Below are 13,136 nucleotides of genomic sequence, written 5' to 3'. Positions count from 1 at the left end.
ACTATTAGGGACATGGATCTTGCTGGAGCTTCGAAACCGTTGTTTTAAGCTGAGAAATATCCTTTGTCTGTGGACGTTCATTTCAAGCGTAGCTGGAGTTCATTGGTTAATACAATTAAAATCTCTTTTATTTGTTTGGAATCATGGGTTAAGTTGTCATATATATCGGGTATCGCTATCTCTGTTTCATTAGATTCATCTAATCTATCTTTTTGTAGATACACAAAGTCTTTAGCTGTACCCTCTAGGGACTTGTCCGTATCGCGTAACGCTATGTGCGATTCGATGTCAGATTGAATAAAGATAGGCAACCGCCATCTTAAAAACTCATATCCGTTTCGGTCTAAGTTTTGACCATACTTTTGAACAGTGGGTGTTGCATCCCCACTTCTTCTTCCACTCCTTAGAAAAGAATACTCGTTCATTAGGATGTTTTTCATGTTTGCATATCGAACGCCGCTTTTCTATTAAACCTAAATGTTTCGAATTTATTTGCAAGTTATATCGCCGAGCGATATGAAACACACAAAAAAAGAGCTGATCAATCCCTGTCTGGATCAACTCTAGTAAGGATGACTCTTGTTTTTGAATGCAAGTTCTTAACCGCCTCAACTCCCATTTTATCAAACTGCCTTTTTTGCTTGCTTCAAATTGTGTATTTTTGTTTTGGATGCATATCGCTTAAACAAATCTCCAATGAATTTCAATTGGGCCTTCGTTTGCCTTTGGTAGAACGTCCGATACATTGGTGTCCCGAGCTCTTACATAGCAGGTACCAACTCCTGTGAATTTGAAATATTCTTTCTTAATTCTGTGTTTTAGCTACGCGAATCATATATGGCACTATGATTTTTTATAAGTTTTGTGGATTCGCAACTCAATGCTTTTATCCATCATTATTTATTTAAAAAAGATTTATCAAATGTTTCTACAATACACAGCTAGGCAAAAAAACAGTCACCTTATTTTTTGAATATGGAGAAAAGCCCCCGCCATTTTTCGGAACGTTTTTGTATAGTCACTTCTAAACGTTTATTAAATTCATTTTGTGAACTCCATTCTTTTTTCTGTTCGTCCCGCATATTTTGTATTTCTTTTTGTAAGAGTTCACTTTTTTGTTTTTCTTGTTCCAGCAATGTTTCGTAATGGGTATTTTGTTGTTCAGTTAATTGTTCAATTTTAGCATTAGTTCTTTGCGCTGAATTTCCAATACTAGAACTTATAACATGATGATCCTGCTGGAGCCGGGAAACCTTTGTTTTAAGCTGTGACATATCGTTTGTCAGTTGGACATTCATTTCACGTGTGGCTGCGAGTTCATTGACTAAAAACATTAGGGCCTCGTTTAATTGATTGGGATCGTAGGGTAAATTTTCATATGTATCGGGTATCGCTATCTGTGTTTCATTGGATTCTTCTAATCTTTCTTTTTGTTGAGATACAAGGTCTTTAGCTGTATCGTCTAGGGGCTTGTCCGTATCGCGTAGCGCTATAAGCGCTACGATGTCAGATTGAACAAAGATACGTCGATCTCCATCTTTCAAAAACTCATATCCATTCCGCTCTAAGATTTGACCATACTTTCGAACAGTGGGAGTTGCAATCCCCACTTCTTCTGCCACTTCCTTGGATGAGAAAGCTCGTTCATTCAGTTGTATATCACGTCGCATATCGGACCTCTTTTCTATAACTAGTTGTATCTGTAGTCTACCTGACCTTAAATTTTCTGTCTAGATAAGTATAGCCTATCAAGAAGTTGTTAGGGATACCGATAAGATTTCCTTTTCCTTTCTTCTGTTTCCATCTAGGATTAGATCATCTATTCGCTTCCCTCCTTCTCTTGCATAGCCTCTATCTATCCTTATCCATTGTGGGTGTTACATCTGGTTGGGCCTGGCGCCTGGTCCCGTAGTGAAATGATTTTTCGGGCAAAAAAAAATAGAAGTCCTTAGCATCCATTTTAAATACACACAATTATGTGCAGAGAGCTAATACTTTACAAAAGCTCTCTCTTTTATTGATGTTTAATTCCGAATCACAATTTAGCCTTTGCTTCTGTTGAGCAAAGGCTTCTTTTTGATCAGTTTCTTCTATTATTTTCGATACTTACTATAGTCCGTATTATATAAATAACTTTATATGATGTGCACTTGTTTCATTACTGTTTTATGGGTGTGAGCAAGTTGGATGGATTTCTTGCACCGAAACCGGTTATCCATGGTATTCTCTTTAAAAGAAAGATGATTATGTTTCATAAGAGAATCATTCCTTTCTGGTTTGGGCCGCTGTGGTGACTCCTCTACCCCAGTTTGGACCGATTCTTTTATTTTTTTATACTAAATAAAAAAGCTCGACCCAAAAGGCACATTATGCGCCTTTTGGGTCGAGCTCCTTTTCTCATTATTTCATCAGCTTTGCTACTGGCTTCGAAAGAAGCAATAATACAATACCTAAACCAATTGTTACAAAACCAATTACACTGAAGATTTCCAGGTAACCTAAAGACTGTGTATATGCAGCTAATTGGCCGGCTACCATATTAGCCACCGCGGAACTTGCCAGCCATACTCCCATTAGAAGAGAGGCAAGCTTGATTGGAGCAATTTTACTTACCATTGATAAACCAACTGGCGAAATCATTAATTCGGCTAATGTATGAAGGAAATACGTTACAATCATGAACAGGATGTTTACTTTCAGCGCTGTATCGTTTCCTGTATACATAACAGCAGGAAGCAGTACTAAGAAACCTAAACCAACAGTGACTAAACCAAGAGCCATCTTCGTTGGAGTTTTTAAGTCACCGCGTTTTGAGCTGCCAAGCTTGTACCATAAAGCAGACATTATTGGCGCTAAAATCACGATGAATAATGGGTTCAATGATTGGAACCAAGCAGTTGGAACCTCAAAACCAAATACATTCCGATCAATTTGGTCATTAGCATACAATGTCAATGAACTTCCTGCCTGCTCGAAAGCGGCCCAGAAGGCAATAACGAAGACTGCCAAAATCACGATAGCCGCTGTACGTTTTTGTTCTCTTTTCGTTAACGGTGCAGCTGATTTTTGACCAGCTGTTACATCCGGTTTACCAGTAGGTTCTTTACCGATATCACCTAAATAGCGATTGCCTAATAAGTTGAAAACTAACTGCCCTACAATCATACCAATTGCTGCTGTCAAGAACCCATATTTATAGCTCATAAGTCCAACTACTAATGGTGCGAAGAAAGCCCCAACGTTAATACCCATATAGAAGATGGTGAAAGCTCCATCACGACGCGGATCGTTGTCTTCATAAAGATCACCAACAATTGTCGAGATGTTTGGCTTGAAGAAACCATTACCGATAATCAATAAACCAAGACCAATGTAAAGCGCTGTCAAACTCTGACTTGCGAATAGCGAAAAGTTACCAAGCGCCATTAAAATACCACCAATCGTGATCGCCAATCTTCTGCCTATGAAACGATCAGTTAAGTATCCGCCAATCATTGGCGTAATATAAACGGCACCAGTAAAGAATCCGTATATGCCCATAGCCGTAGATTTGTCGACTCCAAGCCCGCCATTTACAACAGTTGCTGTTAAGTAAAGAACGAGAATTGCTCTCATTCCGTAATAACTGAAGCGCTCCCATGCCTCAGTCGCGAAGAGCATATACAGTCCAGGAGGATGCTTTTTTCTGGACTGGTTTGGCTGCTGAACATCATTTTTTAAAATTGCTTGCATAATAAAGTCCCCCTAAATATGGTTAAATATTAAACCATCCACAAATCGTTTACATTCACAAAATAATTGCATGGTTTTTATTTTATTATTGATTCGTTCGTTCCACCTACGCCTAATACGATGATGGCCACGCATGCCATCCAACTCACCATAGGTAAGCGTTTACATTTTTTTATTCTTCGCTCTGGTGCAAAAAGAATCAGATAGCAAACTTCCATAATGTTCGGTGTTTTCACTATATTTCCGTGTTTATTTTGACAACATTTAAGGTTACACCTGAACCAAGCCAACGTTCTTAGTCCACTAACAATGTCACCCCTCAGTGTAATCAATCTCTTTAAATGAACAATTCTTATTGCTTAAAAAAATGACATTCAATGAAAGCATGTAAATTTTAAAGAATTTTTAGTGTTGTAAAATAATTTTATATTATCAGAAAATATAAAAATACAGAAAAAAAAGAAAAAAAGTCTTGCTGCATTAGCGGTCTGTGTAGCAACGGGGACGCCCATTATAATAAAAAAACTGCCTTGTATTAAGGCAGTTTTTTAGTCAACAATCCATTGATATAAATTTTTCGGTCTTCCTATTTTTTGATAACTCACAATAATTTCTACTTTTCCTTCATCAAGTAAATGCATAATATAGCGATAGACGGTCGGATAAGCCAAACCAACTTCTTTAGAAATTGTATCAACGGAAAAAGGTTCACGATTAGAGTGTAAAAAATCACTAACGTGACAGAGTGTTCTCTTACTAATTCCCTTTGTTACAAATACATCCTTTTCTTCACTTGATTTTTGCTGCGTAGCTGATTGAGTTAATTTTGCAAGGCGTGCATGCAGTTGAATTCTTGAAATCAAATCAGGCGCTTTTACAGGCTTTAATGCAAAATCTGTTGCGCCTGCTTCAAGAAAGCGATCAGCAATTTCCTGTCGTTCATCGACTGTTAATACAAGTATCGGAACATCAGCATTAAGGTTACGAAGCTCACCCACTGTTTTTATTCCGTCCATTTCCGGCATATGATAATCAACTAAAACAACATCTGCTCCTTTTTCTGCAAACACATTTAACCCTTCTTTTCCGTTGTTTGCCGTATCTACATTCCAGCCGGCAAATTCACAAATTTCACTTAGCATATATTGAATTGATGCATCATCATCAATGACTAAGATGTTCATCTTGACACACTCCTCTCAGCTAGTTTTATCCAAATTTTTGTCCCGTGTCCAAGCTTGCTGTCAATTTCTAAAGATGCACCATGTCCTTTAGCAACTTGTTGTACGAAAGCTAAACCCATCCCTGGATGCGATTTTGTACTAAACCCAGCTTTCCATATTTTCTCCTGCTCTTTAGGTGAAATCCCTTTCCCATTATCTGATACACCCAACCAAAGTTCATTTTCATAGGATTTTATCTTAAGCAAAATCTTTCCATCTTCTATTCCATTCACTGCATCGTAAGCATTGTCAATTAAATTCACTAATGCCCTTGTCATTCGGATTTTATTAATTAAAATTTTAATTTCAGGATCTGTTTGAAAGTCTACTTTCAGATTAAGATTTGTCCCGCTCAGTCTGCTTGCTTCCACGTATCCAACTAAATCTTTTATACGGCACCAATGTTTTTTATCATCATATAAAATCTCAGAAATCATGTCGCTAACGGAATGAATCGATGATGAAATTTTTTGACAATATTCTTTAATTTTAGAATCGTCCACTTTCAAACTAATTAAAGAATTTAGCCCCTCAATTGCTGTGAGAGGTGTTTTTAAATCATGGACCAGATATAGTGCTTCTCGTCCTGATCTTGACTGCATTGCTTCTAATTGCGCATAATGAAGCTCTTGTTTTATCCGCCACTTTTGTTCAGCTAATGAAAAATACACAGCTAAAATAACAGCATTTATAACAAAAATTAAACACAAAGTTAAACTGTACAATGTTAAAGATTGCTCAAATCCAATTTGAACTGCTATATCTTTTAATTCCTTTGAAATCGACCCTTGGCCAAATCCATATTGGGATAAAGAAGGAATCTCATTCAGCCATTCAATCCCAAAGATTAATTGAGAACAAATAATTGTTTTAATAATTGGCTTTAGCCTATCCTTTTCAAAGGCTTGCAATAATAAGATTGCTAACAACAATAACAACGCATATGCGCTAAATGAGTATGTTAAAGAATAATAAGCATTTATCACGATATAGTCGAGAGGAATAACAATAAGAGGAATGATAATTTTTAACCATGGACGGTTTAAACGATCACCGATTTCGTCTCCCAACAGCAGTGCACCAATATAATGAAACAAAGCCAAAACTGTATTTAAAGAAATTAACAAAAAAACGGCAAGCATTAACTTATTTCCTGTTTCTTCACCTTCTCTTAATGAAATAAGCAAATCAGTAAGACCAATTTCATCAGGACCCAACCACGATAGTAAGAATACCCCGAATAAAATTACTCCAATTTTCATCCATATTGTCCAAGACTTCATAAGACCAGCTATCATAATCATTTCACCTTTAATAGATTAATTTGCTTAGAATAGAATGATAAAAATCTTTCATTTCGTATGTATTTAAAGTTAGGTATACCCTTCCATATTCCATAATCTCATTATACGTAATTCATCGTCATTATGAAAATTATAAAAAAATGGGTTCTGGCGCAAAAATTCGAACAGCTTGCAAGTAATCCCTAAATCTTGAACAAAGCATTATGTACTTGAACTGTTTTGTAACGTCATTTTTAACTGAGGTTTTATATCATTCACGGATGGCTAATATTCTATAGGTATGTCCCGTTTCAACGACCTAAGTTTTTCAAGAAAAAGGCGCGTTTCTGGGGCAAGAAATGCGCTCTAAGAGCCGGTGCCTTTGCATTAGGAAGATTATCGAAGGTAAATAAGAAATAATAAAATAAATATCCTTATCCCAAGCCTTCTCGATCAATAGAGTAAGGCTTTTTCGATGTCGCTAGAAAAACAAATATATAGTAAATTTTATTTGTCAAATGGTAGAGAATGATTCTGCTGATTGGCATGATCTTTTTTAAAATGAAAGAGATTTGCGTTGTGTACAATCTCTGTTATATAGTTCATGGTGATTTTTGCAGCCGTTTGAAAATCGTAGCTTTTGCGATTATTTAAAACATTCGTAAACATTCCCTGCCATACTAAAATGGTCAATTCATTAATCGCATCAACGTTTTCCTCTTTAATGTAGCCCTCTCTTAATGCAATTTCTAAAAAGGATCGGCCTCTTTTTGACACATTACGTTCGAATAGGATAGTCTTTAATTCTTCAGGAATGTTAATCAAATCAGAAGGATAGATTTTATAATAGTCTTCGAGCAGCTTTTCAGGTTGATCGGCTAGGTCCATAATAAAAACCGCATGGAAAATTTGTGGTTGCTGAAAAGAGTGATTACAAAAACATTCCCATGCTAATAAGTACTTTTCAATTGGATCTTTTCCTTTTTCAATATAAACAGCTACCTCATCTGTGTAGCATTTCAAGAATTTCATTGAAGCGAAAAAAATCAAATGGGAGACCTCAGAAAAATAGTTATAAATGGTTGCGCTATTATAGCCCGCTTTATCCGCAACTTTCCTTATTGTTACATTCTCTAAACCTTCTTCTTCGATAATTTCAGCTGTTGCGTCCACAAAGTATTTCCACATGCGGCCCATTTGTATTTCTTTTTTTTTCATATCTATTCCCCTCACATTTTTAAAAAGATATAGGTCCATTTCAATCACTGAACCCTATAAAACAAAGCTTTCTGTATTCTTATCTATATTTTATAGTGGCATGCTAATCAATAAAGTGCTGATGGATAAATTATACCAAACTATGGCATGGAAGCCGAAAGAACAATAGCCCACAATAGAAACGTATAAAAATAAAAAGCTGGCAAAAAACAAAACGTTTATCGCCAGCCTCTTTACATTTTTGGGGATCTTTAAGAAAACCTCATTATTCTATCACTTGGCAACCTTTTGATCCTTTTGTTTTTTGCTAACTTGCTTTCATTTCTCTCTTCAGAAGCGCAATCTCTTTTCGTTTTTCTTTCGTTACTCTTTGCCAAATTATAGCCGTAATCAACCCAACAATCGTCAATCCTAATAAAATAGTAAATAATACCTTATAACCGTCTGTACCACTCCAGTGGTCCAAACAAGCACCTGCAACAATTGGCATAAAGATTTCTCCGCTATACCCAATAATCATCAAGGGCATGGCAACTGTTCCTGTTGTTTCGACAGGATAGTCTCCTTCCACCAAAATAGCGAAGTGCGTTGCCTGTAATGCATACATTGATATATAAATAATCGCTATAAAAACTAACAGTAATAAGATGAAAGAAGGCTTTCCGGGTAATACGATGAGAGCAGCTAAACCGATTGCCAGAACACAATAGCCAATTATGACCATATTCGAAATACCAATTCGATCCCCGATAATGCCAGAGCCAAAACTTCCGATTGGGCGACAATATTGTGAAAAGTAACCCAAAGCAGCGGCAATTATTGTTGAAGCACCAAAGGCGGCCGTTGCATAAGGCGTAATATAATAGAAACTATTAATCATCGCATAAGACGTTAAAATAAGAATGGCTGCCAACCAGGTTGTTGGCATTTTAAGAATCCTCAAAAGTATTGCCCAATCAAATTTTTTATCTGCCTTTTCTTTTATTTCATCACTACTGTTGTTACCATCAGGTTCCTTATAAAGTAACATAATCATGATCCCTAAAAGAATACACATCACGGAATAAAAAATAATCACAGAGGACAATGCCAGCTTGTCACTCAGTTGCTTTGCTAAAAAGGCGAAAAGTCCTAATACCAAAGCAGATTCGATAACTTTGGCAGCACCGCGTCCGCCTTCAAAAAAGCCGAATGCTTTTCCTTGTTCATTTTCAGATGCTAACGAACGGACGGCTTTTATTAACGCTACCCAAAAGGTCATGATGGATGTTATACCCCAAGCTGCATAGATTAGCAGCAACACAGGGTAAGGGGGATACAATAGTAAAGCAAAGCCTAGAATCCCTGTCGCAAATAAGGATATGGATAACAAGTGCTTCGTTCTCCATCGATCTGCCACATACCCTCCAAAGATATAGGAAATCAAACAGCAAACTCCATATGCACTGCCAAGCGTACCCATTTGTGTATTGGTCAAGTGAAAGGCATTTAAGAATACATCATAATAATAGTTTCGAAAATAAGGCAATGTATAAATCATTTCACCTGCAATGATTAATATGACTAGAGTAGGTATATTTTTCCTTAGTTTACCTTTCATCTCTTTTCTCTCCAATCCCTGGCTTTTTAAAGTCCTGAACGCTCAATCTTTTGATCCCAATTCTTATGAAATGCCGGTCGGCCGTTTTCTTTAACATCCATTTCCCCAACAATCATAAAGCTTTCTGCATCAGAAGTTTGGGTAACGGTAATGTCAGCGTCAATCCACCAACCCTCACGCCCAATCCTCATTTTTTGATAAATTGTATATTTCGCGGAAAGAGGATTAGCATTACTTAATGTCAACTCTCGTCTCAAATTGTGTTCAACCGTAACATCGATGTCATCAAAGCGATAGACCCCTTCACCAAATACCCCTCCAACACCATCGGTTATGCAAGTCCATGTATCCGTTAAAATATCGTATGTAATGGAACGATCGACTCTTCCCTCTGAAAGTATAGTTGTCGGAGTTAATGGGGCGCTTTGAGGACTCATATTCGGTCCAGATACCCGGCTTCCTTTAAAGATTGGTAATGAAAACTTCGCGGTTTCAAGATTCAGAGTAAGTGTTGCATCCTCAGGCATTGGCCAAAACATTGGCCAAAAAGTTGTTGCAATGGACAAACGTATCCGGTGCCCGGCTTTAAATTTATGCCCGCAACAGTCTAAATTAACAAATGCATTTACCTTTTCACCTGGGGTTAACAAGTCTACTTGATCATGTCCATTTAAATGGGTTAAATTCATTACTCCATAAGAAACGCGGGTAACGGCTCCATCTGGTGCCACATCTGATAGTTGTGCGAAGAGCATTGCCTTTGGTCTGTCACTTGTCATTTGTACTTCAAATCTTGGATAACCAACTATTTCTAATGGGCCTTCTAAGACATCCCCTTCAAATACCATCGTCATACCATCATCCAATCGTTGGTCTGATGGACTTTCACCCGGTACTCCGGCACCCATCCATTCACCTGATAAAAGGCCGTGATTTAAAGGTGTTTTTAATAACACTCGCTCTTCTGTTTCATCTCTTTCCTCTAGCAATTTACCATGAGTCAATTGATAAGTTTGCGTTAGCACTTCATTTGATGGCCAGGAATCGAGTCCAATCCACTCTCCTTTACTTACTGGTTTAATGGAAGAAGGAGGCATACTTTCCTCAAGCCATACATTCACCATCGGTCCATCCATCGCGTCGTTCTCTTTTCCTTTTAGCCAATGGTCCCACCATTTAACAGCTTCTTGCAAAAAGCCCATTGCTGGTCCTGGAACACCATCATGAGGGTATACGTGTGCCCAAGGACCAATAATCCCCTTTCTGGGAACTGAAAGCCCTTTCATTAAACTTAATACGGTATTCGTATAAGAATCTTCCCAACCATCGATGGCTAGAACTGGCACTTCAATGTCATCGTAATTTTCACAAACTGAACCATGCTTCCAATAAGCATCTCTCGTTTGGTGCTCCATCCATTGCGCCATCCATAAAGGCATTTCCTCTAATCTTTCCAGCCATTTTTCACGCCAGCTATCCCCAACAATATAAGGGTCAAGCGGACGCACCTGATAGGCTAGCATAATAGCCCCCCACCAGAAATTATCATTTAAGAGGCAGCCGCCTTTATAGTGGATATCATTGTTATACCGGTCATCGGTAAACCCGAGTGTAATAATCGCTTTTAAATTTTTGGGTCTTCTGGCTGCAACTTGAAGGGAATTAAAGCCCCCCCATGATTTACCCATCATACCGATATTTCCATCACACCAATTTTGCTTTGATATCCAATCAATAACTTCCAGAGCATCATCTTGTTCTTGCTTTAAGTATTCATCCCTTAGCAGACCATCTGATTCCCCCGAACCTCTCATATCCACTCTGACAACTGCATAACCGTGCCCGGCAAAATAACCATGCATCGGTTCATCTCTTGCCCTTGTACCGTCTGTTTTTCTGTAAGGAATGTACTCCAAAATGGCAGGTACTTTTTGCCCTTCCCTAACTTCAGGCAACCAGATACGACTTGAAAGTCTAGTTCCATCTTTTAAAACAATCCAAGTGTTTTCAATGGTTTGAAACGCATAAGGAAAATTAGTGATAATTTCTTTTTCTTTATAATCTGTTGACATTTCTCATCCTCCTCTTAGTCATTTTTCATCCGCCGTAAGGTGGTCATTATCATTATTTTTAACTAACTATTAGCGCTTTCTATAAACTTTTAATCGTAATTACAAAACAATCATAGTAATTTTATAATCATGATTATATTTGTGAAATTAGTATATCACCCGAATATGTGTTAAACAACTTAAAATTTTCAGAATTTTTATATTGAATTTTACTTTACATAAAAAGAAAAAGCCTCCCACAGTAAACTGTGAGAGGCCTTCAACTTTAAAAATATTCACATGTTAGGTGAGCACTCATTCTGAATCGTCGTTAAACCCTCTATATACCAAGGGTTCTAGGCGATGATTACATCATGCCGCCCATTCCGCCCATGCCGCCCATGTCAGGCATGCCCATGCCGCCAGCGCCAGCAGGTTCTGGTTTGTCAGCAACAACAGCTTCTGTTGTTAAGAACATAGCTGCTACAGAACCAGCGTTTTGTAGAGCTGAACGAGTTACTTTAGTAGGGTCGACGATACCGGATTCGATCATGTTCACCCATTGTCCAGTAGCTGCATTGAAGCCAGTGCCTACTGCTTCGCCTTTAAGGCGCTCTACGATTACAGAGCCTTCAAGACCGGCATTGTGAGCGATTTGACGAACAGGCTCTTCGATTGCACGAAGAACGATTTTCACGCCTGTTGCTACGTCGCCTTCCGCTTGAATTTCAGCGATTTTATTATATACGTTAAGAAGCGCTGTACCACCACCGGCTACGATACCTTCTTCAACAGCGGCACGAGTGGAGTTCAATGCATCTTCAATACGAAGTTTACGTTCTTTTAATTCTGTTTCGGTAGCTGCACCGACTTTGATTACCGCTACACCACCAGCTAATTTAGCAAGGCGTTCTTGTAATTTTTCACGGTCGAATTCAGAAGTTGTTTCTTCTAATTGAACACGGATTTGGTTTACACGAGCTTGAATTTGAGCTGTATTTCCAGCACCTTCAACGATCGTTGTATTTTCTTTTGTAACAACCACTTTAGACGCACGGCCTAATGAATCGATTGTTGCAGATTTAAGATCAAGTCCGATTTCTTCAGTGATTACTTCGCCGCCTGTAAGAGCTGCGATGTCTTCAAGCATTGCTTTACGACGGTCACCGAATCCAGGAGCCTTAACCGCAACAGCGTTGAATGTTCCACGAAGTTTGTTTACAACAAGAGTTGCAAGCGCTTCGCCTTCTACATCTTCAGCAATCAATAATAGCGGTTTCCCTTGTTGAACAACTTGCTCAAGGACAGGAAGGATTTCTTGGATATTCGTGATTTTTTTATCTGTGATCAAGATATATGGATTTTCTAGGACAGCTTCCATTTTATCTGAATCAGTAACCATGTATGGAGATGCATATCCACGATCGAACTGCATACCTTCTACTACGTCCAATTCAGTTGTGAAACCTTTAGACTCTTCGATTGTGATGACGCCGTCGTTACCAACGCGCTCCATTGCTTCTGCAATCAGTTGGCCCACTTCTTCATCAGCTGAAGAGATGGCAGCTACTTGTGCGATTGATTCTTTGTTTTCAACAGGTTTGGAAATGGCTTTCAATTCTGCAATTGCTGAATTGACCGCTTTCTCGATTCCTTTACGGATACCCATTGGGTTAGCACCAGCTGTTACGTTTTTAAGACCTTCACGGATCATCGCTTGTGCAAGAACCGTTGCAGTAGTTGTACCGTCACCAGCTACGTCGTTTGTTTTGCTTGCTACTTCAGCAACCAATTTCGCACCCATGTTTTCGAATGCATCTTCCAATTCGATTTCTTTAGCGATCGTCACACCGTCATTTGTGATAAGCGGTGAACCGAATTTTTTCTCAAGAACCACGTTACGACCTTTTGGTCCAAGCGTTACTTTAACTGCATCTGCAAGTGCGTCCACACCACGAAGCATGGAACGGCGAGCTTCTTCACTAAATTTAATTTCTTTAGCCATTTATAAGTACCTCCCTAAAATTTT

Annotated in this window: 9 protein-coding genes; all 9 read right to left on the bottom strand. The window is 38.3% G+C overall.

The features are described from left to right. Positions 1-77: 77 nt before the first annotated feature. The 9 genes from AC3ISB_RS01680 to groL all read right to left on the bottom strand — a co-directional run bounded on the left by AC3ISB_RS01680 (position 78) and on the right by groL (position 13,112). Positions 78-425 carry a hypothetical protein gene (locus AC3ISB_RS01680; protein WP_489275381.1) on the bottom strand — a complete coding sequence of 116 codons (348 nt, stop codon included), beginning with the start codon at positions 423-425 and terminating at the stop codon, positions 78-80. Positions 426-962: 537 nt separating this feature from the next. Beyond that, positions 963-1,670, bottom strand: a complete 708-nt coding sequence (locus tag AC3ISB_RS01675) for an SH3 domain-containing protein (protein WP_098373498.1) — start codon at positions 1,668-1,670, stop codon at positions 963-965. Positions 1,671-2,400: 730 nt separating this feature from the next. After that, entirely contained in the window at positions 2,401-3,732 is a 1,332-nt protein-coding gene (locus AC3ISB_RS01670) for a peptide MFS transporter (protein ID WP_098373497.1), read from the bottom strand. 548 nt (positions 3,733-4,280) lie between these two features. Continuing rightward, positions 4,281-4,916 (bottom strand): response regulator, encoded by a 636-nt coding sequence (locus AC3ISB_RS01665; RefSeq protein ID WP_141993400.1) that lies wholly within the window; start codon positions 4,914-4,916, stop codon positions 4,281-4,283. Next, positions 4,913-6,253 carry a sensor histidine kinase gene (locus tag AC3ISB_RS01660; RefSeq protein ID WP_489275378.1) on the bottom strand — a complete coding sequence of 447 codons (1,341 nt, stop codon included), beginning with the start codon at positions 6,251-6,253 and terminating at the stop codon, positions 4,913-4,915. The genes AC3ISB_RS01665 and AC3ISB_RS01660 overlap by 4 nt, the downstream gene beginning before the upstream one ends. 492 nt (positions 6,254-6,745) lie before the next feature. Further along, complete coding sequence (locus tag AC3ISB_RS01655; RefSeq protein WP_141993399.1) at positions 6,746-7,456, bottom strand: TetR/AcrR family transcriptional regulator; 711 nt, start codon at positions 7,454-7,456, stop codon at positions 6,746-6,748. A 307-nt stretch (positions 7,457-7,763) separates the two neighbouring features. Next, on the bottom strand, positions 7,764-9,056 hold the full coding sequence (locus AC3ISB_RS01650; RefSeq protein ID WP_141993398.1) for an MFS transporter: 1,293 nt from the start codon (positions 9,054-9,056) through the stop codon (positions 7,764-7,766). A gap of 26 nt (positions 9,057-9,082) precedes the next feature. After that, complete coding sequence (locus AC3ISB_RS01645; protein WP_141993397.1) at positions 9,083-11,128, bottom strand: CocE/NonD family hydrolase; 2,046 nt, start codon at positions 11,126-11,128, stop codon at positions 9,083-9,085. A 346-nt stretch (positions 11,129-11,474) separates the two neighbouring features. Further along, on the bottom strand, positions 11,475-13,112 hold the full coding sequence (gene groL / locus AC3ISB_RS01640) for a chaperonin GroEL (RefSeq protein ID WP_098373469.1): 1,638 nt from the start codon (positions 13,110-13,112) through the stop codon (positions 11,475-11,477). Between the last annotated feature and the right edge of the window lie 24 nt (positions 13,113-13,136).

This window comes from Peribacillus sp. GL_122, from assembly GCF_057835005.1.
This window is presented reverse-complemented; position numbering and strand designations above follow the sequence as displayed.

Excerpts from the sequence above, each read along its gene's own strand:
- AC3ISB_RS01680 (WP_489275381.1), bottom strand. The coding sequence starts at position 425 with ATGAACGAGTATTCTTTTCTAAGGAGTGGAAGAAGAAGTGGGGATGCA.
- AC3ISB_RS01675 (WP_098373498.1), bottom strand. The coding sequence starts at position 1,670 with ATGCGACGTGATATACAACTGAATGAACGAGCTTTCTCATCCAAGGAA.
- AC3ISB_RS01670 (WP_098373497.1), bottom strand. The coding sequence starts at position 3,732 with ATGCAAGCAATTTTAAAAAATGATGTTCAGCAGCCAAACCAGTCCAGA.
- AC3ISB_RS01665 (WP_141993400.1), bottom strand. The coding sequence starts at position 4,916 with ATGAACATCTTAGTCATTGATGATGATGCATCAATTCAATATATGCTA.
- AC3ISB_RS01660 (WP_489275378.1), bottom strand. The coding sequence starts at position 6,253 with ATGATAGCTGGTCTTATGAAGTCTTGGACAATATGGATGAAAATTGGA.
- AC3ISB_RS01655 (WP_141993399.1), bottom strand. The coding sequence starts at position 7,456 with ATGAAAAAAAAAGAAATACAAATGGGCCGCATGTGGAAATACTTTGTG.
- AC3ISB_RS01650 (WP_141993398.1), bottom strand. The coding sequence starts at position 9,056 with ATGAAAGGTAAACTAAGGAAAAATATACCTACTCTAGTCATATTAATC.
- AC3ISB_RS01645 (WP_141993397.1), bottom strand. The coding sequence starts at position 11,128 with ATGTCAACAGATTATAAAGAAAAAGAAATTATCACTAATTTTCCTTAT.
- groL (WP_098373469.1), bottom strand. The coding sequence starts at position 13,112 with ATGGCTAAAGAAATTAAATTTAGTGAAGAAGCTCGCCGTTCCATGCTT.